This window comes from Vreelandella lionensis, assembly GCF_044543515.1.
Lineage (GTDB): Bacteria > Pseudomonadota > Gammaproteobacteria > Pseudomonadales > Halomonadaceae > Vreelandella > Vreelandella lionensis.
Genome location: NZ_JBITWC010000012.1, coordinates 51,136 through 74,432, shown reverse-complemented (window position 1 = coordinate 74,432; position 23,297 = coordinate 51,136). Strand labels below are relative to the sequence as shown.

Annotated in this window: 19 protein-coding genes; 10 read left to right on the top strand and 9 right to left on the bottom strand. The window is 55.8% G+C overall.

Annotated features, from left to right (window positions below):
• Positions 1-142: 142 nt before the first annotated feature.
• Together dnaG and rpoD are read left to right on the top strand one after the other, a co-directional pair.
• Entirely contained in the window at positions 143-2,002 is a 1,860-nt protein-coding gene (gene dnaG, locus ACIGG6_RS09360; RefSeq protein WP_399844090.1) for a DNA primase, read from the top strand.
• 235 nt (positions 2,003-2,237) lie between these two features.
• The gene (rpoD, locus tag ACIGG6_RS09355; RefSeq protein WP_253501389.1) at positions 2,238-4,094 is read left to right on the top strand and encodes an RNA polymerase sigma factor RpoD; all 1,857 of its coding nucleotides are present in this window, start codon (positions 2,238-2,240) and stop codon (positions 4,092-4,094) included.
• Between the two features lie 131 nt (positions 4,095-4,225).
• Here the strand turns inward: rpoD and ACIGG6_RS09350 are convergent, their stop codons facing one another.
• Positions 4,226-5,797, bottom strand: coding sequence for an AbgT family transporter (locus ACIGG6_RS09350; RefSeq protein ID WP_399844088.1), 1,572 nt, complete (start codon positions 5,795-5,797; stop codon positions 4,226-4,228).
• Between the two features lie 180 nt (positions 5,798-5,977).
• Positions 5,978-6,622, bottom strand: coding sequence for a hypothetical protein (locus tag ACIGG6_RS09345; protein ID WP_399844086.1), 645 nt, complete (start codon positions 6,620-6,622; stop codon positions 5,978-5,980).
• A 186-nt stretch (positions 6,623-6,808) separates the two neighbouring features.
• Between ACIGG6_RS09345 and ACIGG6_RS09340 the strand changes: the two genes are divergently transcribed.
• Positions 6,809-8,176, top strand: a complete 1,368-nt coding sequence (locus tag ACIGG6_RS09340) for an L-serine ammonia-lyase (protein ID WP_399844084.1) — start codon at positions 6,809-6,811, stop codon at positions 8,174-8,176.
• Here the strand turns inward: ACIGG6_RS09340 and ACIGG6_RS09335 are convergent.
• Complete coding sequence (locus ACIGG6_RS09335; protein WP_399844082.1) at positions 8,173-9,060, bottom strand: LysR family transcriptional regulator; 888 nt, start codon at positions 9,058-9,060, stop codon at positions 8,173-8,175. The two genes, ACIGG6_RS09340 and ACIGG6_RS09335, sit on opposite strands and share 4 nt — an antisense overlap.
• A 129-nt stretch (positions 9,061-9,189) precedes the next feature.
• Between ACIGG6_RS09335 and ACIGG6_RS09330 the strand changes: the two genes are divergently transcribed.
• The 4 genes from ACIGG6_RS09330 (at position 9,190) to mtgA (ending at position 13,014) form a co-directional block, all read left to right on the top strand.
• Entirely contained in the window at positions 9,190-10,176 is a 987-nt protein-coding gene (locus ACIGG6_RS09330; protein ID WP_399844081.1) for an MBL fold metallo-hydrolase, read from the top strand.
• 63 nt (positions 10,177-10,239) lie between these two features.
• Positions 10,240-11,349 carry an S-(hydroxymethyl)glutathione dehydrogenase/class III alcohol dehydrogenase gene (locus ACIGG6_RS09325; protein WP_253501406.1) on the top strand — a complete coding sequence of 370 codons (1,110 nt, stop codon included), beginning with the start codon at positions 10,240-10,242 and terminating at the stop codon, positions 11,347-11,349.
• An 83-nt stretch (positions 11,350-11,432) separates the two neighbouring features.
• Entirely contained in the window at positions 11,433-12,287 is an 855-nt protein-coding gene (gene fghA / locus ACIGG6_RS09320) for an S-formylglutathione hydrolase (RefSeq protein ID WP_188639165.1), read from the top strand.
• A gap of 10 nt (positions 12,288-12,297) precedes the next feature.
• Positions 12,298-13,014 (top strand): monofunctional biosynthetic peptidoglycan transglycosylase, encoded by a 717-nt coding sequence (mtgA, locus tag ACIGG6_RS09315; protein ID WP_253501409.1) that lies wholly within the window; start codon positions 12,298-12,300, stop codon positions 13,012-13,014.
• Positions 13,015-13,044: 30 nt separating this feature from the next.
• On the opposite strand, the gene ACIGG6_RS09310 is transcribed toward mtgA, so the two are convergent.
• Positions 13,045-13,812: an EAL domain-containing protein gene (locus tag ACIGG6_RS09310; RefSeq protein WP_451923649.1), complete on the bottom strand. Its 768-nt coding sequence runs from the start codon at positions 13,810-13,812 to the stop codon at positions 13,045-13,047.
• Positions 13,813-13,852: 40 nt separating this feature from the next.
• Positions 13,853-14,776 (bottom strand): DMT family transporter, encoded by a 924-nt coding sequence (locus ACIGG6_RS09305; RefSeq protein ID WP_253501415.1) that lies wholly within the window; start codon positions 14,774-14,776, stop codon positions 13,853-13,855.
• Positions 14,777-14,922: 146 nt separating this feature from the next.
• On the opposite strand from ACIGG6_RS09305, the gene ACIGG6_RS09300 reads away from it, so the two are divergent.
• The 3 genes from ACIGG6_RS09300 (at position 14,923) to ACIGG6_RS09290 (ending at position 18,205) form a co-directional block, all read left to right on the top strand.
• Positions 14,923-15,312, top strand: coding sequence for a DUF4168 domain-containing protein (locus tag ACIGG6_RS09300; protein ID WP_253501418.1), 390 nt, complete (start codon positions 14,923-14,925; stop codon positions 15,310-15,312).
• Between the two features lie 255 nt (positions 15,313-15,567).
• Entirely contained in the window at positions 15,568-17,478 is a 1,911-nt protein-coding gene (locus ACIGG6_RS09295; protein WP_399844076.1) for a DUF294 nucleotidyltransferase-like domain-containing protein, read from the top strand.
• Position 17,479: 1 nt separating this feature from the next.
• Positions 17,480-18,205, top strand: coding sequence for a 3'-5' exonuclease (locus ACIGG6_RS09290; protein WP_399844075.1), 726 nt, complete (start codon positions 17,480-17,482; stop codon positions 18,203-18,205).
• Positions 18,206-18,290: 85 nt separating this feature from the next.
• Here the strand turns inward: ACIGG6_RS09290 and ACIGG6_RS09285 are convergent, their stop codons facing one another.
• The 4 genes from ACIGG6_RS09285 to ACIGG6_RS09270 form a co-directional block, all read right to left on the bottom strand.
• Entirely contained in the window at positions 18,291-19,931 is a 1,641-nt protein-coding gene (locus ACIGG6_RS09285; protein WP_399844073.1) for a BCCT family transporter, read from the bottom strand.
• 228 nt (positions 19,932-20,159) lie between these two features.
• A complete protein-coding gene (locus ACIGG6_RS09280; RefSeq protein WP_399844071.1) occupies positions 20,160-21,032 on the bottom strand; it encodes a glycine betaine ABC transporter substrate-binding protein in 873 nt (290 codons plus the stop codon).
• 151 nt (positions 21,033-21,183) lie between these two features.
• Complete coding sequence (locus ACIGG6_RS09275) at positions 21,184-22,017, bottom strand: ABC transporter permease (protein WP_253501433.1); 834 nt, start codon at positions 22,015-22,017, stop codon at positions 21,184-21,186.
• Complete coding sequence (locus ACIGG6_RS09270; protein WP_399844070.1) at positions 22,017-23,219, bottom strand: glycine betaine/L-proline ABC transporter ATP-binding protein; 1,203 nt, start codon at positions 23,217-23,219, stop codon at positions 22,017-22,019. The genes ACIGG6_RS09275 and ACIGG6_RS09270 overlap by 1 nt, the downstream gene beginning before the upstream one ends.
• Positions 23,220-23,297 lie beyond the last annotated feature (78 nt).

Here is a 23,297-nt window from a genome sequence, read left to right as displayed (position 1 = left end):
GGGATGCCAAGCGGCCGCCACTAGGTGGCCGTTTGTTTTTCGTTCTGTGATGTGTGTTTTGCGCGGTTTAAGGTGATCAGGCGCGTTGCCTGATGACGTTAGGCCCGCCCATTAGCGCTTCGCGCGAGGATGCCCGCAGTTCATGGCAGGCCAAATTCCACAGCGTTTTATTGACGACCTGCTTGGCCGCGTTGACGTGGTGGAAGTGGTTGGCGAGCGCGTGCAGCTCAAAAAAGCGGGCCGCAACTTCTCCGGTTTGTGTCCTTTCCATCAAGAAAAAACGCCGTCGTTTACGGTGAGTGCCGATAAACAGTTCTACCACTGTTTTGGCTGTGGTGCTCACGGTAATGCGCTGCGTTTTTTGATGGAGTACGACAAGCTGCCGTTCCCTGAAGTCGTGGAGCAGTTAGCCGGGCGTTTAGGATTGGATGTGCCACGGGAAGGCGCTGATGACCCCCGTGCCCAGCAGCGGGAAAAAAAGCGCAAAGAGGGCGTTAACCTGCTGGAAGTGGCCGCCAGCTTCTATCGCGAGCGGCTAAAGATGCAGGAGGGCCAAAGTGCCCAACGCTACTTACAGGGGCGCGGACTGTCGCCTGAGGTGATTGCCACCTACGGCATTGGCTATGCGCCGGGCGGTTGGGAGGCGCTCAAACAGCACCTGTCTGCAAAAGGTATCGGCGAGCCGGTACAGGTAGAGTACGGGCTGCTGATTCACCGGGAAGATACCGGCCGCACCTATGACCGATTTCGCGATCGGGTAATGTTTCCCATCCGCGATTTGCGTGGCCGAACCATCGCCTTTGGTGGCCGAGTAATGGGCGATGAGCAGCCTAAATACCTCAATTCACCAGAAACGCCTGTCTTTCATAAGGGGCGCGAGCTATACGGTTTGTATGAGGCGCGCCAAGCATCCAGCAAGCTAGAGCAGCTGGTGATGGTAGAGGGCTATATGGATGTGGTGGCGCTGGCCCAGTACGGCATCCATAACGCCGTCGCCACCTTGGGAACTGCCACCACGGAAGATCACTTAAGTCGCCTGTTTCGTTTGGTGAGCCGAGTGGTGTTCTGCTTTGACGGTGACCGGGCAGGCCGTCAGGCGGCAAGCCGCGCCTTGGAAACGGCCCTGCCGCAAATGATTGATGGACGTGAGGCGCGTTTCCTATTTCTGCCCGATGGCGATGACCCTGATTCACTGGTGCGTCGCGAGGGCAGCGAAGCATTTCAGGATCGTGTGACCTGTGCGATGCCACTCTCGGAGTTTCTCTTTGAGCAGGCCGCTCAGGGGCGCGACTTGAATACGGTGGAAGGGCGCGAGCGGTTTGCCACCCAGGTACTGGAGGCATTGAACAAAGTGCCTGAAGGCATGCTCAAATCGCTACTGCTTGAATCACTGGCAAAGCGTAGCGGGCTGGCACAGTCGCAGTTGCAGGCGCTGTTAGATAAGCGCACGGCAGATGCCGCTGCAAAAGCGTTGCCGCAGTGGGGGCCTGTTGAGGAGCCAGCCGCTGAAATGGTGCCAGAGCAGGCGCCGCCTCGCGCGGCGGCACGTGGCCGCCGCCAAGGGGCAAAGCTGCAAACGCTCTCTACGGTGAGCCGTATTGTGCAACTGTTGCTTCATGAGCCGCGCTTGGTGACATCGTTGCCCGAATCGCTGGATTGGCTGCCAGAAAATAGTGAAGAGGCGCCGCTGTGCCGCGCTTTAATCGAGCTGCTGCGCGCTGGGCGCTATCGCAGTCCGCAGGTGGTGCTAGCACACTTTCAGGGTAGTCATGAGGGGCAGGTCTTAGCAGAGCTGGCACAGCGGGAACTGCTGATTCCTAAGAGTACAAGGGAAGCAGAGCTAAGCGGGCTGGTAGAGCATTTGGTCGAGAAGCAGCGTAAGCGTTCGCCCCAGGAAGAGTACGATGCGCTGTTGGCACTAGAGCGTTCTGGCCAGAAGCTGGATAAAGCTCAGCGGCAGCGGTTGGCGAGTCTGATGATGGAGCTAATTCAGCGCACATGAGGGCGTCAAACCAAAGCAATTCGCACAATGGGGTTGAATTAACAAGCTTCAGCACCACATACAGGGTTAGTCGCCAGGCGCTGGCCTAACCGAACAACCTAACACACCTGAATGACCGCGCAAATACGTTTCGCTGGAAAAATTCCAGCTATTTACGCTATACTGTTCGGCTTGTTGAGTTTAATCGATTCAGCGCCCCAGGTGTTTCATTCTTCTTCGTCGAGATAGGGTTTCTATGGCTGGAAATGCGCAGCAGCAGTCACGTCTGAAGGAGTTGATCGCGCGCGGCAAGGAACAGGGCTACCTGACCTATGCCGAGGTCAACGACCATCTACCCGAGGATATCGCCGACCCGGATCAAGTGGAAGACATCATTGGCATGATCAACGACATGGGTATTAGTGTCGTTGAGGAAGCGCCAGATGAAGACACTTTGATGATGTCGGATCACTCCACGGACGAGTCCGCTGCGGAAGAGGCCGTTGCGGCCCTCGCCGCCGTGGAAAGCGACGTCGGTCGCACCACCGACCCAGTGCGTATGTATATGCGTGAAATGGGTACGGTTGAGCTTTTGACCCGTGAGGGCGAAATTGAAATCGCCAAACGGATCGAAGAGGGCACGCGGGAAGTGATGTCCGCACTGGCGTACCTGCCAGGCGCGGTTGCCTCGATTCTTGACGCCTACGACGCCACCCAGGATGAAGAAGCTCCTGGGCGCCTATCTGACCTGTTCTCTGGCTTTATCGACCCCGACGAAGGTATTCCGGGCGTTGCTGAAGCGGAAGTGCCGGAACCTGAAGTCGAGACTGAGCTGAGCGATGATGACGATATCGACAGCGATGCAGACGATGAAGAGGACGACACCACTGCTAGCGAAGGCGGCCCGGATCCTGAAGAGGCCAAGGCGCGTTTCGAGCAGATTCGTGAACAGAACGTATCGGTTGAAGCGGCGTTGGCTAAGCACGGCCGCGGCAGCGCTGAGCTTAAGTTCGAGCAGGAGCGCCTTGCTGAGCTGTTCTCGCCGATCAAGCTAGTACCGAAGCACTTCGAGCGTCTGGTCGGCCAGGTGCGGATCAGTGTTGAACAGGTGCGTGCCCAAGAAAAAGCGGTCATGCAGCTGTGTGTTAAGAAAGCCAAGGTGCCGCGTAAGACGTTTATCAAGTCGTTCCCGGGCCACGAGTCTGATCCGAAATGGCTCGACGCTTTCCAGGAAGCGCAGCCCAAGTACGCTGACCGCCTAGAGCCGCTGCGTGCCGATATCGCGCGTTCACAGCGTAAGATTGCCTTTGAAGAAGACATGGTGCAGCTCACCGTGGCTGATTTGAAGGAAGTCAATCGCAAGCTGTCGATTGGTGAAGCAAAAGCTCGTCGCGCCAAGAAAGAGATGGTTGAGGCGAACTTGCGCTTGGTAATCTCGATTGCCAAGAAGTACACCAACCGTGGCCTGCAGTTCCTGGACCTGATCCAGGAAGGCAATATCGGCTTGATGAAGGCGGTAGACAAGTTCGAATACCGTCGTGGCTACAAGTTCTCGACCTACGCGACGTGGTGGATTCGTCAGGCGATTACCCGTTCTATTGCGGATCAGGCGCGTACCATTCGTATCCCGGTACACATGATTGAGACGATCAACAAGCTCAACCGTGTTTCCCGCCAGATGCTGCAAGAGATGGGCCGTGAGCCGACGCCGGAAGAGCTGGGCGAACGCCTGGAAATGCCGGAAGATAAGGTGCGCAAGGTGCTCAAAATCGCCAAAGAGCCGATCTCCATGGAGACGCCGATTGGTGATGACGACGATTCGCACTTGGGCGACTTTATCGAAGATGGCACGATGCTGCTGCCTATCGATATGGCTACCGGCGAAGGCTTGATCGAAGCGACTCGCAACGTGCTGGGTGGCTTGACCGCCCGCGAAGCGAAAGTCCTGCGTATGCGCTTTGGTATTGATATGAATACCGACCATACGTTGGAAGAGGTGGGCAAACAGTTTGACGTTACTCGCGAGCGGATTCGTCAGATTGAAGCCAAAGCGCTGCGCAAGCTGCGCCACCCCAGTCGCTCAGAGCCGCTGCGTTCGTTCCTGGACGAGTGAAGGCCGCGAGTAGTGAAGCATGAGTGGTGAATAGAGTCGCCACGAAGACCAAAAAGCCCGCCGTTCTCTGAACGGCGGGCTTTTTGCGTAATGCCCCGCAGGTAATAGCAGGGCGTTTCCACAGAAGGTGCTTACATAGAGTAGTGGGTAGCGGAGCCAGGGCCCACCGGCAAGCCAAAGACAAATACCCAGATAAAGAACAGCAGGCTCCAGCCAACCAGCATAAACAGCGTGTAGGGCAGCATGAGGGCGACCAGCGTACCAATACCCATATCGTTACGGTAACGGGTAGCCACCGCCAGAATCAGGCCGAAGTAACTCATCATTGGCGTGATTAGGTTGGTAACAGAGTCGCCAATCCTATACGCCGCCTGAATGACCTCAGGTGCATAGCCCATTAGCATCAGCATCGGCACGAAAATCGGCGCGGTGACCGCCCACTGCGCCGACGCGCTACCCAGCGACAGGTTCACGAAGGCGCACATGAGGATGAACAGCGCAAACAGGCCAGGGCCGCGCAGGCCTAGGGAGTCCAGCAGGTCAGCGCCCGCCACGGCGGTCACGGTGCCAAAGTTGCTCCAGTTGAATAGTGCCACGAACTGAGCGGCAAAGAACACCAGCACAATATAGAGCCCCAGGCTGCTCATGCTTTTGGCCATGGCATCGACGATATCGCGATCGTTTTGCATGGTGCCCGCGAGTCGGCCATAGACAAAGCCCAGCACGGTGAAGGCAATGGCGACGATAACCACAATACCGCGCAGGAAGGGCGAGCCGCTCACAAGGCCCGTCTCCGGGTTCCGCAGAATGCCACTTTCTGGTACTACCATCACAGCGACCAGCGCAATGAGCGCCAGGGTGGCTAGGCCGGTGCCTTTCAGCGCCCGTTTTTCGGTGGTTGTCAGGCCCTCCATACGGTTTTGGTCAATATCGCTGTCCGCGTAGGCGGAGTCGAATTTGCCAAGCTTAGGTTCCACAATGCGTTCGGTGACCAAGCCGCCAATGAGAGTCACAAAGAAGGTGCTGGCAAACATAAAGAACCAGTTGGCTTCAGCCCCGACTGAATAGGTAGGGTCGAGCAACCGTGCCGCTTCCTGGGTAATGCCAGAGAGCAGCGGGTCGACGGTGCCAATCAATAAATTGGCGCTGTAGCCGCCGGAGACGCCACAAAACGCCGCCGCCAGGCCCGCCAACGGGTGCCGCCCTAAGGAGTGGAAGATCATCGCTGCCAGCGGAATCAAAACGACATAACCAAGCTCGGCAGCCATGTTCGACATAATCCCGGCAAACACCACTGCATAGGTGACGATGCGCGGTGAGCGGTTAAGCACTAGCGCGCGCATGCTGGCGGACAGCAGGCCAGAGTGCTCGGCAACGCCAACCCCCAACATGGCCACTAGTACCGTGCCCAGGGGCGCAAAGCTGGTGAAGTTCGTCACCATTTCGGTCACTAAGCGACGTAGCCCTTCCGCATTTAAGAGCGAGTTCACCACTATCCACTCGCCCTCATTGGCGGGGCGTGGGTCGGCGACTGAAACGCCCAGTGCGGCAGCGATGCCGCTGGCGACCACGACCAGTACGCAGAGAATGGCAAACAGTGTGACCGGGTGCGGCAGCAGATTACCTAGCCACTCGACGCTATCGAGAAAGCGGGTAAATGCTCCGCGTTTTAGGTTTTCTTCACGATTTTGTGGGTTTGTCATAAGATTTATATCGTTGATAGGTTATTTTTCAGCAAAAATGCCCATGTAGGTTTGGTGGCTGACACTACGTTGATGATGCAAGCGGCGCAAATGGCTTTACGCATAGCGGAATTTAAAAAATGAAACGCCGCTGACTGAGCCAGTCAGCGGCGCTTGAGAAGGGGCGAACGTCAGGAGGTATTAAAGCGTCAGCCGTGCGCGATGCAGGCGGCGAGCGAGGAAAAATAGTTCAATTAGGGCGAACAGAATTAAGCTGTAGCCCAGCAGTTCAATGGCCTCTTCGGCGATATCTTTAAAGTCGCGAATGTAGTTCTCTTCAAGCACGGCGCGCCAAAAATCCTGACGTCCATATAGACGAGAAAAGATATAAGTGACCAGGACACCTGCCGCAAACAGCCCAAATGAAAACGTATTGCTGTAGTAGCGGAACTCATCCAGGAAACGCTGACGATGAATAATGACCCAGGCAAGGCTCGGTAGCACAATCAGCGCCACTATAAACTTCCAGGTGTTATCCGCTACGTAATAGTCCAGAAAGTAATCTTGCTCGCGTACGAGCGAAGCGGACACAAACGCCAAGAGCAGCAGTGTTACCGTTGGCCAGATCTTCAGCACTTGTCGAATATAAATAAGCAGCGCGCAGCAGCTAGCCAATATCAACGTTTGGGTAAACTCTGTGAACCCAAGCTCGGTATAGCGCACCTCAGGTAGATACAACACCTCTAGGAAGCCACCTTGAGCAATGCCGCCAATCGCTAGCGTGTAGAGCGTGGCACGAAGTAGGGCGGTGCGAAAGCTAATCGCCCAGGGGGGAGATGGTGACATACCAATGTCCTTATCGGAGATAAAATGTTACGGGAGGCAAACAAACATGCAGGAATGAATGTTCATTATATCGTCACCTTTCTATGCTCGCACGTCTAACTTGCTGAGAATTTCTCGACGGCTAGCCGGTTAGGCTACAAAGTAGCGCTACAAGCGTAATAATTACCTCTAGGGGCAGGCACTTTTATGGCAATTAGCGTCTTTGATCTGTTTCGGATTGGTATTGGCCCATCCAGCTCACATACCGTTGGACCCATGCGGGCAGCGCGGGATTTCGTCATGGCGCTGACAGCGCCCAAGGTCAGCCGTGTTGTGGTAAGGCTGCACGGCTCGCTGGCAGCGACTGGTGTCGGTCACGGCACTGATAATGCCGTGGTGATGGGGTTGATGGGCGAGACTCCAGAGGCGGTTGACCTTGATACCATCGCCGAACGCTTAGCCGCATTGGATAACAGCGAGCCATTGAGGCTGCCCAACGGCCAAGCGCTAGCGTTTCAGCGCGCACGAGATATCGAATGGGATGAGGCCTGCCTGCCGTTTCATCCTAACGCCATGGTCCTCACGGCGTATCAAGGCGATACGGTGATCAGTACGAACACCTATTACTCTTTGGGCGGTGGATTTTATGTGGATCAGGCCTGCGCTGACCGGGGTGGGCTGGATGAAGACAAAACAGCGCTGCCTTACCCCTTTGAGTCGGCAAATGAGCTACTGACACTGTGCCAGCAGCACGGCCTGAGCATCAGCGAGCTGATGTTAGAAAACGAGAAAGCCTGGCGCAGCGAAGCCGCGATACGTGACGAATTACTCACCATTTGGCACGCCATGCGCCAGAGTATTGAAAATGGCCTGGAGGCCACTGGGCGCCTACCGGGCGGCTTAAATGTCCGCCGTCGCGCCCACTCACTGCATCAGCAACTGCTCTCGCCGCCCGCCAATCAGCGCCTGATTGTGACCAGTTTCACCGTGATGGACTGGGTCAACTTGTTTGCGCTAGCGGTGAACGAAGAAAATGCCGCCGGTAAGCGGATGGTGACCGCGCCTACCAACGGCGCCGCGGGCATTGTGCCCGCCGTGCTGGCTTATTATTTGAAATTTGAGCCCGATGCCTGCGATGCCGATGTAGTGAATTTTTTGCTGACCGCCGGTGCTATGGGCATTCTATGCAAAAAGAACGCTTCAATTTCCGGTGCGGAAGTGGGGTGCCAAGGGGAGGTGGGGTCGGCCTGTGCCATGGCAGCCGCTGGGCTTGCCGAAGTGTTGGGCGGTACGCCCAAGCAGGTAGAAAACGCCGCGGAAATTGGCCTAGAACATAACTTAGGGCTCACCTGCGACCCGGTTGCGGGGTTGGTGCAGGTGCCCTGTATTGAGCGCAACGCCATTGCCTCGGTGAAAGCGATCAACGCCGCGCGCATGGCGCTTCACGGCGACGGTGACCACTTTGTCTCGCTGGATAAAGTGATTCGCACCATGCGCGATACTGGTCGCGATATGCAGGATAAGTACAAAGAGACCTCTAAAGGCGGCCTCGCGGTCAACGCGATTGAGTGTTAAGTGACGGGTAGGGTGGTGGCAATATTCGCCACCAAGTAGTCCACCAACTGGCGAATTTTCGGCGACAGGTGTCGATGGCGAGGATACACCGCCCAGACCGCTGTATCGTTGTGTTGAAAAGGCTCTAGTACCGGCACCAGCTCGCCGCTGGCAAGATAAGGAGCCACGTAGTAATCCGGCAGTTGGGCTAGCCCAAGCCCCTTTAGCGCCGCATCCAGCAGGGCGGGTCCGGAGTTGCCGCTCCAACACCCTTCTACCTTCACCTCGCGGCGCTGGCCGTTGACTTCAAAAAGCCAGTTGGGGCGAGAGCCGATCAAGCAGCGATGCTGGCTCAGTTCTGAAAGGGTGTGGGGTCTGGGAGCTTGGCGAAAATAGGCTTGCGACCCCACCACATACTCCCGCCGTTCGCAGAGCCTTCTGGCAATCAGGCTGGAATCCTTTAGAACTCCCATCCGGATAGCAATATCGTAACCCTCTTCAATCAACTCTACTGGGCGGTTAGTGAAGTGCATATGTACCTCCAACTGCGGATGCAGGCGCTGGAAGTCATTCACCAGCGGCGCAATATAGCGCTCGCCGAAGGTGGTGGCCGAGGTAAGTTTCAAAAGCCCGTGAGGACTTGCCTGTAATTCGCTAATCGCCTGCTCGGCGTCCCGTAGCCCGTCAAATAGATGGCGGCAGTGCTCCACATAGAGCGCCCCAGCATCGGTTAATCGAATCTGCCGCGTGGTGCGATAGAGCAGTTGTACGCCTAGTTGATTCTCCAACTGGCTGACCAAGCGGCTGATGTGAGAGGTAGAGACTTTCAGATGCCGAGCGGCGGCGGAAAAAGTACCCAGCCTGACGACCTCGACGAAGGCTTCAATACGGTCCCAACGCTGCATATATTTCCTTATAAAACGTTAGATTGTTGCCCAATGGCAATAATCTTGTGAGTGTATCCCGCTTTATCACCTTCGCCCAGCTGACCTACACTGCAAGTCTCTTTAGCGCATCAATGGAGTGTCTTGCTTATGTCGATGATCTCTGCACGCTGGTCTCGTCTTGCCTTAGTGGCGGCCGTCAGCGCCGGTTGGGTAGCCGCTGCACAGGCAGAACTGCCTGCCCAGCAGCAGGAACAGGCGTCCGGCTGGTTCAGGATGATGGTAGGTGAGTACGAAGTAACGGCACTGTATGACGGCTATACGACGCTGGATACATCGCTGTTATCCGGTATGGAGCAAGACGAGATTCTGCGTCATCTCGACGCGCTGTTTATTGATGCCGAAAGCGGTGTGCAAACTGCCGTGAACGCTTTTCTGGTGCACACCGGCGAGAACTTAGTGCTGGTGGATGCAGGTTCATCGGCTTGTTTCGGCCCGACCTTGGGCCAAGTGGAGAAGAATTTACGCGCTTCCGGCTACGCGCCTGAAGATGTCGATACGATTTTGATGACCCACCTGCATCCAGATCACGTATGTGGCCTTGCAGACGAAAATGGCGATGCGATCTACCCTAATGCGGAACTTCGGGCGAGCCAAGACGATGCTGACTTCTGGCTGGACAAAGAGCGCTCTCAGGCGCTGCCGGAAGAGCAGCGCGCCTTCTTCACTATGGCGCAAGACGCCGTGGCACCCTATCAAGAATCAGATCGTTTCAGCCCCTTTGAGCAGGGCGATGAGCTATTAATGGGCATCGTGGCGCAAGACACCCATGGCCATACGCCGGGTCATGCCAGCTTCATGCTCAATAGCGATGACGACTCGATGTTGGTGTGGGGCGATGTCGTACACAACTACGGCGTACAGTTTGCGGATCCCAGCGTCACGATTGAGTTTGACTCTGACCCGGAGCAGGCCGCAAGCACCCGCCAAGCCGTGCTGGAAAGCGCGGTAGCCGATAAGTACTGGGTGGCTGGTGCGCATATGCCGTTCCCAGGCATTGGCCATATTGTTGAAGACTCAGAGGGCTACCGCTGGCTGCCCATCGAGTTTGGGCCTGTCAGTAGCGATAGCGAGTAACCCATCATCTTTAGCGGGCACGTTAATGCGTGCTCGCTCGCTGCCATATAAGTAGGAGCTATTATGAAATCACGTGCTGCGGTTGCATTAGAAGCGGGTAAGCCGCTTGAGCTGGTTGAGATTGATGTTGAAGGCCCGAAGGCGGGAGAAGTGCTGGTGAAAATGGCCGCCACCAGCGTGTGTCACACAGACGCCTATACGCTGTCCGGTGCCGACCCTGAGGGCAACTTCCCCGCCGTACTGGGTCACGAGGGCGCGGGCGTTGTTCAAGAAGTGGGCGAAGGTGTTACCAGCGTGAAACCTGGCGACCACGTTATTCCGCTATACACCGCCGAGTGCGGCAAGTGTAAATTCTGCCTCTCAGGTAAAACCAACCTCTGTGGTAGCGTACGTGCGACCCAAGGTAAAGGTGTCATGCCAGACGGCACGTCACGCTTCTCGCTAGACGGCAAAATGCTGCACCACTACATGGGCACCTCCACGTTTAGTGAGTACACCGTGTTGCCGGAAGTATCGCTGGCGGTGGTCTCCAAAGAAGCGCCGATGGATAAAATCTGCCTGCTGGGCTGCGGTGTTACCACGGGTATTGGTGCCGTTATGAATACCGCGAAAGTAGAGCCCGGCTCTACCGTTGCCGTGTTCGGCTTGGGTGCCATTGGCTTGGCGGTCATTCAGGGGGCGGTGATGGCGAAAGCTTCTAAAATCATCGCGATTGATGTCAACCCGGACAAATTTGCGCTGGCCAAGCAGTTCGGCGCGACTGATTTCGTCAACCCCAAAGATTACAGTGACCCGATCCAGCAGGTCATCGTTGACATGACCGATGGCGGCGTCGACTACTCGTTTGAGTGTATCGGCAACGTCAACGTGATGCGTTCAGCGCTTGAGTGCTGCCACAAAGGCTGGGGTGAATCGATCATTATCGGCGTGGCAGGCGCAGGCGAAGAGATCTCAACCCGTCCCTTCCAGCTGGTGACAGGCCGCGTTTGGAAAGGCTCGGCGTTCGGTGGTGTGAAAGGCCGTAGCGAGCTGCCGGGCTACGTGGATCGCTATATGAATGGCGAGCTCAACATCGACGACTTTATCACCCACGATATGCCGTTTGAGAAGATCAACGAAGCTTTCGATCTGCTCCATGAAGGCAAGAGCATTCGTACCGTCCTGCATTACTGAGTATCATCTAGCGAAAGAAACCGGATAAACGAACGCGGTAGGGGAGACCCGCCGCGTTTTCATCTTCTGAAGGAGCCTGCCCCATGAGCATGAGTGAAACTTTAGAACTGGTGTCGGCCAACCGCAGCTGCGGCGGTTGGCACAAGCGCTACCGCCACTACTCCCGGGCGCTGGATTGCGACATGGTCTTCGCCGTGTACCTGCCACCCCAGGCAGAAAACGAGCGTGTTCCGCTGTTATGGTGGCTATCGGGTCTGACCTGCAACGACGAAAACTTTATGCAGAAGGCTGGCGCGCACCGCATTGCCGCCGAATTAGGCGTGGCGATTGTCTGTCCGGATACCAGCCCGCGTGGCACCGATCTCCCCGGCGAGCACGATAGCTATGACCTTGGCTCCGGGGCGGGTTTCTACGTGAACGCCACCCAGGCGCCGTGGAAATCCAACTACCGTATGTACGATTACGTGATTGAAGAGTTACCGTCGGTGGTGCGCCAGCACTTCCCCGTTAATGGACGCGAATCTATCAGCGGTCACTCCATGGGCGGCCATGGGGCGCTGATTCTTGCCCTGCGCCATCCTGGCCGGTTCCGTTCGGTCTCCGCCTTTGCGCCGATTGTGAACCCCATGAACTGCCCCTGGGGGCAAAAAGCGTTCACCAGCTATCTGGGTGATGACCAGTCCCGCTGGCGCCAGTACGACGCCTGCGAGCTAGTGGCCAACGGTGCTTCCCGCCAGCGGCTGTTTATCGACCAAGGCGAAGCGGACCAGTTCTTGGAAGAGCAGCTGATGCCCGAGCGTTTGGAAGCCGTGTGTGAAGAGCATGACCACCCGCTGACGCTGCGTCGTCAGCCAGGTTATGACCACAGCTACTTCTTTATCGCCTCGTTCATTGAGGACCATTTGCGCTATCATGCGGAACACCTCATGAAACGCTAAGGATTCCGAGATGCTCAATCGCGCGCTGCGCCGCTTTCTTCGTCTGTTATGGCGTCTTATCTGGCGTGGTGCGCTCGGGTTCGTGGTGCTCTCCGTTGCCCTGGTGCTGCTATTTCGCTTTGTGCCGCCGCCGGGCTCTATGGTGATGGTTGAGCGCAAGGTGCAAAGCTGGATAAACAGCGAACCGATAGATATTCAGCGCCAGTGGCGCAGTTGGGAAAATTTATCCAGCAATGCCAAACTGGCGGTGATTTCCGCCGAGGATCAGCGTTTTCCTCAGCACCGTGGGTTTGATTTTGTGGAGATGCGTCGCGCCTGGGAAGCGAGCCGAGACGGTGAGCGGCTGCGCGGTGCCAGCACCCTGAGCCAGCAAACCGCCAAAAACGTGTTTTTATGGAGCGGGCGTAGCTGGGTACGCAAAGGGCTGGAAGCGTGGTTTACCCTCTTGATTGAAACGCTATGGGGCAAACAGCGGATACTAGAGGTATATCTCAACGTGGCGGAGTGGGATACCGGCGTTTTCGGTTTAGAAGCCGCGGCTAACCACTATTTCGGTGCCTCAGGAAGTGCATTGACCGAGAGGCAGGCAAGCCTGCTAGCCGCCATTTTACCCAATCCTCGTAATCGCAGTGCCTCTAGGCCCGACGCCCAGGTAGAGCGTCGCAGCCAATGGATTCGCCAGCAAATGCGTAATTTAGGCGGCACTTCCTATCTTGAACGGCTTTAATCGTTCACAACTAACGAACCATAGGTTTTTCTAGTCATACTTTTCCAGCGCCACGGTGGGCAGTTTGCCCACCTCTGGGCGGGCAAAGTAATAGCCTTGTTGCACGGCAATACCCAGCGCCAACAGGCAGCGCGACTCTTCACGGGTCTCGACACCCTCCGCCACTAGCTGGGTGCCCAGGGTGCGGGCCAGTGCCACCATGCTTTTCAGAATGGCTTGGCGGCGGCTATTGCTATCGCATTCCATCACCAGTTCGCGGTCGATTTTTAGCGTATCGGGGCGAAGGTCCGTCAGTAGGTCCAAGTTCGCGTAGCCGTTGCCGAAATCATCCAGCGACGTGGTAAAGCCCATACGGCGATAGCTGTCGATAATTGAGCGCATATGGGCACGATCCACTACGCGCTCGGTTTCAGTAATTTCAAAATTGAGCCGCTCAGTTGGCCAGCCGACCCGGCGTGATGTCTCTAGCGTCGATTGAATGCAGGCTTCCGGCTCGTACACAGCATTAGGCAGAAAGTTAATCGAAAGCCGTTCAGTCATGCCTAGTTCACTGGCAAGTTCGATTGCCTTTACCCGACAAGCTTGATCAAAGCGGTACATTAGCTCATCGGTCACTTGATTGAGGATCGAAAAGGCCGACTCTCCGTTTATGCCACGCACTAATGCTTCGTAATAAACCACCTGCCGCTGAGTCACATCTACTATCGGTTGAAAAGCCATCGTAAACGCGAAGGGAACCGGCGTATCACAGCGATTGCAAACGCCGTTTACCCTGGCGCAGTGAGGTTGTGCAGTCATTTTTTTCCAAGCCCTGGAATTTTCATCATTATCGTATGAGTTATGTCTTTGAAGGGCGCACCACCATGACCACACCGGCAATGGCGATTACCATACCTGCTAAGCCAAGGAGCGGTAAGCGCTCATCAAAAAGCCACCACGCCTGTAGCGCGGTGACCGGAGGCACAAGATAAAAGAGACTCGCCACGCGGGAAGCCTCCCCCTTCTTTATCAAGGCCATCAATAGCAGGATAGCGGCAATTGATAGAATCAGCACGAGCCAGCCAAGCGTTAGAATAAACGTCATACTCCACTCAACTTCCCGGCTTTCAAACAGCAGTGCGCCAAACCCTAAGAGCACACCAGCTGCCATGTACTGAATCACCGCGCCGGACAGCAAGGGCATACTGGTGCAGTAGCGCTTTTGATACAGCGTGCCGAGGGAAATACCTGCCAGCGCTGCCATCACGCTAATCAGTGCCCCTGCACCAAAACCGCTAAACAGGGTACTGCCCAGCTCCAATTTACTGCCTAATACCAAGCTAATGCCGATTAAGCCCAATAATAGGCCTAGCCACTGCTGTTTAGTGAGCCGTTCGCCTAGCAGTGGGCCAGCACAGGCGGCCGTTAATAGCGGCTGAAGGCCGACGAGCAGAGCGGCCAAGCCCGCTGGCATGCCCAAATAAATGCCGTAAAACACACCCCCTAAATAGGTGCCATGGACCAGCAAACCCGATACCGCAATGTGTTTCCATAACCTGGGTGATGAAGGCCAGGAAATACGCATCAGCCACGTCAGTGGAATCAGTAGCATTAGCGTGAGTACAAAACGGATAAATAAGAAGGTGAATGGCTCGGCGTAAGGGAGGCCAAATTTTGCGCCGATAAAGCCCGTGCTCCATAAAAGAACGAAGATACCAGGCATGGCGGCAAGCCCGAGAGAGGCGGCGTCTTTTTCTTTTAAAGCATTGAAAATACTAGACATAATTCTCCTATAGCAGCATGAGTTGCTGCGTGAATAACTTACGTTTTGTTCTTTTTGTTACTTGGTTTTACATAAAAGATTGAACCTGCGCCCGAACGGCGCGTCACACTGGGCACATTCATAACGCGCCAATGAGGTTTCTTACTATGCAACGTATGACTGCTTTGTTCTCTGCTGCTCTTCTCGCCACTGGTCTTCTGGCTGGCACTGCCCAGGCGCAGCAAGCCGAAGAACCGGCACAAGACCCGATGGCTACTCAGCAAGCCCCGGCTCAGGACTTTTCTGATCAGCAGCTACAGCAGTTCGCCGATGCTTCTCAAGAAATCGCCGTGATCTCACAAGAGTACACACAGCGTCTGCAGGAAGCAGAAGACGAAACCGCTCAACAGGAAGTTCGCGCTGAAGCTAACGACCGCATGATTGAAGTTGTTGAAGACAGCGGTTTGGATGTCGATACCTTCAATGCAATTGGTCAATCAATTCAGCAAGACCCAGAGATGATGCAGCGCGTTCAAGAGATGGCTAACCAGTCATAAGCGCCATTTCTTAAGTGATTCATCTAAGGCTATGCGGATAGTGACAGATTTTCCTTAACGTGCGAAGTATCCGACACGCCGCCAGCCGATCAAAGCCCAGCGCCACCGCGCTGGGCTTTTTTATTAGTCACCATTATTTATCACTACGCTTTCATTCCCGAAGGGTTGTCGATATTGGTTGTTCAAGACAAACTTAGCCCAGGATTGGCTGCCGGATAGCCAGCTAAAGAGACAAAGCGCCCAGCAGGAGAGCGTATGGACGTTGAGCTATTAGAAATACGTCAGCATATGGGGCAGTTTCCCCCGTTTGATGGTTTATCGGATGAGCTGCTGGACGCGATTGCCGAGCAGGTAGAGGTCAGCTACTTCAAAACGGATAGCGATATCCTGACACTTAACGATACGCTGAATGAGCTTTGCTACATTCGCAGTGGCGCAGTTGAAGTCTATCGCCGCCAAGGGGAGCTCTATAATCGCCTAGGCGAGGGGGATATCTTTGGCCACTTTAGCCTGCTGCGTAACCATAAGGTGCGTTTTCCCGCCAAAGCCATTGAAGATACGCTGATTTATTTTATCCCCGATGCAGTGTTTCAGCGCCTGTGCGAGGAAGATGACGACTTCGCTGATTTCGTTGAGCTGGAGCGCCCGCGGCTAGAGACCGCCGCCGAGCAGCAGAAGAAGTCTAACGACATGATGGTGACCCGTATTCGTAAGCTGGTCACCCGTTACCCGGTGATGGTCGAATCCACCACCAGCGTACAACAGGCGGCCAAGCAGATTAGCGATGCCCAGGCCTCTGCGGTGCTGGTGATTAATGAAGGTAGCGATAACCCCCGCTACAGCTTCCAGGATAGTGAAGGCAAAACCTGGCAGATGTGCGGCATCCTCACCGACAGCGATTTCCGCACGCGGGTAGTGGCCGAAGGCCTATCGCCCACCACGGCCATTGGCGATGTGATTTCTGAGCGGCTGATTACCATTCAATCAGATGCCACAGTGTATGAAGCGATGCTAACCATGCTGCGTAGCAACGTTCACCATCTGCCGGTGCTTTACCGCCAGCGCCCGGTGGGGGTCGTGCACCTTTCCGATATTATTCGCTATGAAACCCACAGCGGACTTTATCTGGTCAGCAATATTTTCAACCAGTCCAGTGCCCAGGGGCTCGCCAAGCTTGCGCCGGATGTTCGAGCGGCATTTGTACGCATGGTGCAGGAGGGCGCGAACTCGCAAATGGTGGGCAGCGCGCTCTCCACGATTGGGCGTAGCTTCACTCGCCGGTTGCTGGAGCTGGCAGAAGATACCCTCGGGCCGCCGCCAGTGCCTTATTGCTATATGGTCAATGGCTCCATGGCGCGTAATGAGCAGAGCATCGTCACCGACCAGGATAATGCGCTGATTCTCTCTGATGACTTCGTCCCCGAAGAGCATGACGAGTACTTCCATGCCTTGGCGGCGTTTGTGAGCGATGGTCTGGCCGCCTGTGGCTACACCTATTGCAAGGGCGATGTGATGGCGATCAATCGCCAGTGGCGTCAGCCGCTGTCGGTATGGAAACGCTACTTCCATGACTGGATGGCGAACCCAACGCCCGAGAAGCTGCTGCACAGCTCGATATTTTTTGATCTGGATAGCATCTATGGGGAAGACCTGTTCGTTGAAACGTTGCAGGATTTGATTGCCCAAACCGCTCCCAAGTCGCCGCTGTTCCTGGCGGCGATGGCGCGTAATGCGCTTAATCGCACGCCGCCTTTGGGGTTCTTCCGCACCTTCGTGATGGAAAAAGATGGCAAGCACAACAACTCCATCAACCTAAAGCGGCGCGGAACGGCACCGATGGTGGATTTGATTCGCGTGCATGCATTGGCCTGCGGTTCCAAAGCGCAAAACTCCTTCCAGCGCTTGGACGACATCAGCAAAACCCAGCTGCTGGCGACCGGTGTCAGCGACAAGCTGAACTATGCGTTCGAGTTTTTGTGCATGTCGCGGATACGCCATCAAATGATCGACCTGCAGGAGGAGCGTGAGCCGGATAACAACATCGAGCCCGAAAACGTGGAAGATAGCGAACGCCATACCCTGAAAGACGCTTTTCAGGTGCTGAGCAATGCCCAGAAGTTTTTGAAGTTCCGCTATCCCGTTCCCACCCAACGGCAGGGGCGCTGATATGCACGGCATACGACCGCGCCAAAAAGTTACTCAGGCCGACTGGGCGAGTTATATGGAAGCCCGCGCTGAGCGAGCTCAAGATGAGATGTTGAAGCGCTTTTTCAACACGCCCATGCCCGATCCTGATACGCCCTTGTCAGAAGTGCCCATGGTGGCGCTGGATATGGAAACCACTGGGCTAGATGAGCGCCGCCATGCGATTGTCAGCATTGGTGTCGTGCCGTTTACGCTGGGGCGTATTCCCATGGCTCAGCGCCGTTACTGGGTCGTGAAGCCGCCCAGGCCGCTGGATGAAGCGTCGATTGCTTACCACCACATCACGCACTCTGAAATTGCCGATGCGCCAGACCTGGACGGCGTGCTGGATGAACTGTTAGCGGAGTTGGCAGGGCGGGTAGTGGTGGTTCACTTTCGCAATATTGAGCGGCCCTTTCTTGATGCAGCGGTGAAAGCGCGGCGGGGTGAGGGGGTGCTGTTTCCGATGATTGATACGATGTCATTGGAAGCGCGCTTACACCGGCAAACCCTCTGGGCGCGCTTTCGCCGTTGGCTAGGTCGGCCACCGGTGTCGATTCGTCTTAACGCCAGTCGTGAGCGCTACGGCTTACCTGCTTACCAAGGGCATCATGCGCTAGTCGATGCGTTGGCCACCGCCGAATTGCTACAGGCTCAAATTGCCAATCGTTATACGCCCGAGACGCCGCTAAAAGCGCTGTGGTGCTAACGCCTGGATTTATTTCACCGTCCTAACATGCAAACGGGCAGCCCAAGGGCTGCCCGTTTGTGTCTTGCCGAGATAAAGGAGTGCTTTACACAGCTTTGGGTTCGCTCATCAAGCCTTTGATAATAGCGTAACACGCCACTAGCAGAATGATGGTGAACGGGAACCCGGTCGACACGGCCATGGTCTGCAGCGCGGTCAAACCGCCACCCAGCAGCAGTGCAATGGCAATCGCGCCTTCGATGATCGCCCAGAACACGCGCTGAGGTTTCGGTGCATCCACCTTGCCGCCTGCGGTGATGGAGTCAATCACCAATGAGCCGGAGTCCGACGAGGTCACGAAGAACACGATGACCAGCACAATGGCAAGGAACGAAGTGATCTGTGACAGCGGCAGTTGCTCTAGCATGATAAACAGCTGCAGATCGACGCCTGCATCGCGAACGGCCTCAATACCTTGGCTGACGTACTGGTCAATCGCGGTACCACCGAAGGTGGTCATCCAGAGTACCGATACAACAGACGGTACGATTAGTACGGAGATCAGGAATTCACGGACGGTACGGCCACGGGATACCCGCGCGATAAACATACCGACGTACGGGGACCAGGAGATCCACCACGCCCAGTAGAAGGCCGTCCAGCCTTGGCTGAAGTTCGCGTCTTCACGGCCAAACGGGTTCGACAGCGCTGGCAGATGAACCACATAGTTCACCAGGTTCTCGAAGAAGCCGGTGGCAATTAGCAGCGTCGGGCCAACACCGATCACGAAGAACAGCAGCGCGGCAGCCATCGCAATGTTGATTTTCGACAGTAGCTGAACGCCTTTATCGACCCCGGCAATAATTGAGCAGATAGCGATCATGGTGATGCCGATGATCAGCAGAATCATCGTGATGTCGCTTTCCGGCGCGCCAAACAGGTAAGTTAAACCAGCGGCCGCCTGAGTAGCACCTAAGCCCAGCGACGTGGCTAGACCAAACAGCGTGGCGAAGACCGCCAGAATATCGATCAAGTGACCCGGCCAGCCCCATACGCGCTCACCCAGCAGCGGGTAAAACACGGAACGCATGGAGAGCGGCAAGCCTTTGTTGAACGAGAATAGCGCCAGTGACAGCGCCACCACGGCGTAAATCGCCCACGGGTGCAGACCCCAGTGGAAGATCGTCGCGGCCATGCCCAGCGCAGCAGCACCTGCGGCATCGCCTTCAGCGCCTGCTAGCGGTGCCCAATCGCCACCATCTAAGGAGGTGCCAAAGTGGGTCAGCGGCTCGTTAACGCCGAAGAACATCAGGCCAATACCCATGCCAGCGGCAAACAGCATGGAGAACCAGCCGGTATAGGTAAAATCTGGCTTGGCATCTGCCCCGCCAATGCGGATTTTACCTAACGGCGAGACAATCAAGCCCAGGCACAGAATGACGAAGATATTGGCGGCCAGGATAAAGAACCAAGCCAGATTACCGGTTAAGAAACCAAAAATGGCGTCGTAAACCGGTGAAATCGCATCTTGCAGTGCTAGGGTTAGCACTACAAATAGCAACACCACGAGCGCAGAAATGGTAAATACCTTGCCATGTAGATCAAGGTTAAAGCCCATCGCACTGGTAGTAATATTGTCCTGACCGATCACGTAGTCGGTATCGATCAGGTTAGCCGGACCATCAGGGGCGGGGATGCCTTCTGAAACCGGCTCTTCAGCGGGACGCTTAGAGTCAGGGTTATCCACGGGAGCCTCTCTATGTCGAACAGAAACCGCTAAACGCACCGTTTTAGAACAGCGGTAGGCCACTGAACATCAAAGGGTGCGGAAGCAGGCGTGCGTTACACAGCTAACAATAGCAAACGTTGCTTAATCTTTATTCAACGCGCGCGAACATTACCACGAAAAAGCACTACGTTTACAACGACAACAGAGGGCCTTAGCCCTCTGTTGTTTAACGCTTAGGTAGAGGGCTTAGCTATTGAGCCACTGCTCAACCACATCTTGGTTCTCTTCTACCCACTGTTTGGCGTTTTCGTAGGGGTCGCTGCCATCTTCCTGGTTCATCAGCATGACCTCACCCATCTGCTCGGGTGTCCACTCAAACGCATCCAGGATAGCGTACGCTTCCGGCATATCGTCTTCTAAGCCGCTACGTACAACAGTATGGATCTGCTCGGCACCGCCGTAGACGTTTTCCGGGTCTTCAAGGTATTTCAGGTCGAAGCGAGCAAACATCCAGTGAGGTGTCCAGCCGGTAACGACCACGTCCTCTTCGTTTTGGATAGCGCTAGCCAGTGCCGCTGTCATGGTGGCACCGCTGCCACTACGCAGATCCAGCCCGAGGTCATAGGTATCCACAACCTCTTCGGTGAGTGCCATCAGGCCTGCACCGGGGTCAATACCGATGATCTCGCCGTTAAAGCTGTCGGCGTTGTCGTTTAAGTCGGCAATGGAGTCCACATCAGTGTACTCGGGAACCACTAAGCCCAGTTTGGTGCCATCGAGGTTGGCGCCCAGGTCTTCGGTGTTGGCACCGACACGCTCCATGTAATCAGCGTGAGTGGTGGGCAGCCAAGCGGCGACGATCGCATCGGCATCGCCAGTGGAGAGCGCTTGGAACATCGCCGCAGCAGACAGCGAGGTCAGCTCAACTTCAAACCCCGCCTGCTCTAGTACAGCGGCAATAACGTTGGTGGAAGCGACCTCAGAAGACCACTCTACATAGGCCAGATTAACCGTGCCTTGGTCTTGAGCGTGAGCCATGCTACCGGCAGTGAGACCTGTGCCAGCGACGAGGGCTAATGAGGCGAGACGGATGCGGTGATTCAACGTACGAGTTTTCATTCACTTGCTCCCTGTTGGTGAGCAGTGGCGCTCGCCACTGCGGTATAAAATAGCGCTTTTTGATTTAACGTAAATTACCTGTCGGCGCTTTCAGCATGGTCACTCATCACGGGTGGATCAAGTGCCATGGTCAACGCAGCGCCGAGAGCGGCTATGAGCGGCGCGATTTGCGCAGCGACTGGGTCAAGCGGTCTAGCAGCATGGCTAGGATAACCACGGCGATACCCGCTTCGAAGCCATCGCCAGGGCGCAGGCGCTGAATGGCACGCCACACTTCGCTGCCCAGGCCGTCTGCACCGATCATGGCGGCGATGACCACCATCGAGAGTGCCAGCATAATAGTCTGGTTGATACCAGCCATCACCGTCGGTAGCGAGAGCGGCAGCTGTACCTTGAACAGCTTTTGACCACGCGTGGCGCCATAGGCATCGGCGGCTTCAATTAGCTCCACCGGCACTTGACGAATACCTAGAGTGGTAAAGCGAATCGCGGGTGGCATGGAGAAAATGACCGTGGCGAAAATGGCCGAGACCGATCCAATGCCAAAGAACGGAATGGCAGGGATCAGATACACAAACGCTGGCATGGTCTGCATAAAGTCCAGCACCGGCATGATCACCCGGTAGAGCCGCTCGGATAGCGCGGCGGCAATTCCCACAGGCAGGGCGATGACTACTGCGACGAGCGTGGCAATCACCACCAACGTCAGCGTCTCGATCATCGGGTTCCAAAGCCCTAGGTTCCAGATCAAAGCCAACCCGGCAACGGCGCCAATCGCTAAACGGGTGCTGGCCAGCTTCCAGCAAAGCAGTGCAATAATCGCCAGCAGTGCCCACTCGGGTAGCCACATTAGGCCATCGTTGAGGCTGTTGATCCCTGTCTGTGTCACGCGGGAAATGCCGCGGGTAACCACCGAATATTCACTTGTCAGCCACGTCAGGCCGCTTTCGATCCAGCTACCTAAAGGAATACGTGCTATCTCCATTACTGCTCTCCTGCTCGTGCCAGTTCATCCAAGACCGCGCCTTTTACCACTACGCCCAGCAGGCGCTGCTGCTCATCCACCACCGCAATCGGGTAGCTCTTTTCGCTAAACATGGCGAAGAGGTTTTGCAGCGGCTCGTCTGGCGGCACTTTGCGGAAATCTTGAGTCAGATGGTCGGTAATGGTCTCGGCTTTTGCCTCGATGGCACGGCTGGCAGCGTCCGCTTCCAGCAGGCCTAACAACTGACGGTCACGGTCAGTGACGTAGATGGAGTCAATGCTGTGATCGCGCATACGGTGCAGCGCCGTGCGCGGGCCGTCGCTGTCCCGTGCGGTGGTGCGCACTGGGCGCATGGCGCTCTCGGCGGTCAAAATGCGCGAGCGGTCCACCCCTTCAATAAAGCGGCGGACGTAGTCATCGGCGGGCTTGGTCAGAATCTCTTCTGGAGTGCCAATTTGTACGACTTCACCATCTTTTAGCAGCACGATACGGTCGCCGATATTGAGCGCTTCATCCAGGTCGTGGGTGATGAAGACAGTGGTCTTCTGCATTTTGGTTTGCAGCTGCAGTAGCTCTTGCTGCATATCCTTACGGATCAGCGGGTCGAGGGCGGAGAACGCCTCGTCCATTAAGAGCACGCTGGCATCGTTCGCCAGGGCGCGAGCAAGCCCAACGCGTTGCTGCATACCACCTGATAGTTGATTGGGGTATGCGTCTTCCCAGCCTTCTAAGCCCACTTGCTTCAGCGCGTTATGAGCAATCGACTGGCGCTCCGATTTTTCGACACCGCGAATTTCCAGGCCGAACTCGGCGTTCTGTTGAACCGTGCGATGGGGGAACAGGGCGAAGTTTTGGAAAACCATCGAAAAGTGGCGACGGCGGCACTCCAGCAGGGCCTTTTCACCCAATGTAGGAATGTTTTCCCCATCGATAATAATCTCACCTTCGGTGGTATCGATCAGACGGTTCAAGCAGCGAATCAGGGTGGACTTGCCTGAGCCGGATAGGCCCATAATCACCAGCAATTCACCTTCGTAGACATCGAAGGAGATATCGGATAGGCCTAAGGTTTGGCCTGTTTTCTCAAGAATTTCGGGGCGCTTAAGGCCTTGGTCGCGTAGCTCAAGGGCTTTTTTGGGTTGCTTGCCAAATACCTTGCTCAAGCCGCGTACCTGAATTTTGACAGGGCGTGTCTCGTCCATCAGCGGTGCCTTTTGATTGAATGAGCAGCCTTGTGTCGTTACTCAATGCGCTTACCTGCGGCATTTACGTGCTCCCTG

Bases quoted from the DNA above. Each gene is read 5' to 3' on its own strand.
- ACIGG6_RS09270 (WP_399844070.1), bottom strand. From the start codon at position 23,219: ATGGACGAGACACGCCCTGTCAAAATTCAGGTACGCGGCTTGAGCAAG.
- ACIGG6_RS09330 (WP_399844081.1), top strand. From the start codon at position 9,190: ATGTCGATGATCTCTGCACGCTGGTCTCGTCTTGCCTTAGTGGCGGCC.
- ACIGG6_RS09280 (WP_399844071.1), bottom strand. From the start codon at position 21,032: ATGAAAACTCGTACGTTGAATCACCGCATCCGTCTCGCCTCATTAGCC.
- rpoD (WP_253501389.1), top strand. From the start codon at position 2,238: ATGGCTGGAAATGCGCAGCAGCAGTCACGTCTGAAGGAGTTGATCGCG.
- ACIGG6_RS09340 (WP_399844084.1), top strand. From the start codon at position 6,809: ATGGCAATTAGCGTCTTTGATCTGTTTCGGATTGGTATTGGCCCATCC.
- ACIGG6_RS09350 (WP_399844088.1), bottom strand. From the start codon at position 5,797: ATGACAAACCCACAAAATCGTGAAGAAAACCTAAAACGCGGAGCATTT.
- ACIGG6_RS09325 (WP_253501406.1), top strand. From the start codon at position 10,240: ATGAAATCACGTGCTGCGGTTGCATTAGAAGCGGGTAAGCCGCTTGAG.
- fghA (WP_188639165.1), top strand. From the start codon at position 11,433: ATGAGCATGAGTGAAACTTTAGAACTGGTGTCGGCCAACCGCAGCTGC.
- dnaG (WP_399844090.1), top strand. From the start codon at position 143: ATGGCAGGCCAAATTCCACAGCGTTTTATTGACGACCTGCTTGGCCGC.
- ACIGG6_RS09335 (WP_399844082.1), bottom strand. From the start codon at position 9,060: ATGCAGCGTTGGGACCGTATTGAAGCCTTCGTCGAGGTCGTCAGGCTG.
- ACIGG6_RS09295 (WP_399844076.1), top strand. From the start codon at position 15,568: ATGGACGTTGAGCTATTAGAAATACGTCAGCATATGGGGCAGTTTCCC.
- mtgA (WP_253501409.1), top strand. From the start codon at position 12,298: ATGCTCAATCGCGCGCTGCGCCGCTTTCTTCGTCTGTTATGGCGTCTT.
- ACIGG6_RS09345 (WP_399844086.1), bottom strand. From the start codon at position 6,622: ATGTCACCATCTCCCCCCTGGGCGATTAGCTTTCGCACCGCCCTACTT.
- ACIGG6_RS09305 (WP_253501415.1), bottom strand. From the start codon at position 14,776: ATGTCTAGTATTTTCAATGCTTTAAAAGAAAAAGACGCCGCCTCTCTC.
- ACIGG6_RS09275 (WP_253501433.1), bottom strand. From the start codon at position 22,017: ATGGAGATAGCACGTATTCCTTTAGGTAGCTGGATCGAAAGCGGCCTG.
- ACIGG6_RS09290 (WP_399844075.1), top strand. From the start codon at position 17,480: ATGCACGGCATACGACCGCGCCAAAAAGTTACTCAGGCCGACTGGGCG.
- ACIGG6_RS09310 (WP_451923649.1), bottom strand. From the start codon at position 13,812: ATGACTGCACAACCTCACTGCGCCAGGGTAAACGGCGTTTGCAATCGC.
- ACIGG6_RS09300 (WP_253501418.1), top strand. From the start codon at position 14,923: ATGCAACGTATGACTGCTTTGTTCTCTGCTGCTCTTCTCGCCACTGGT.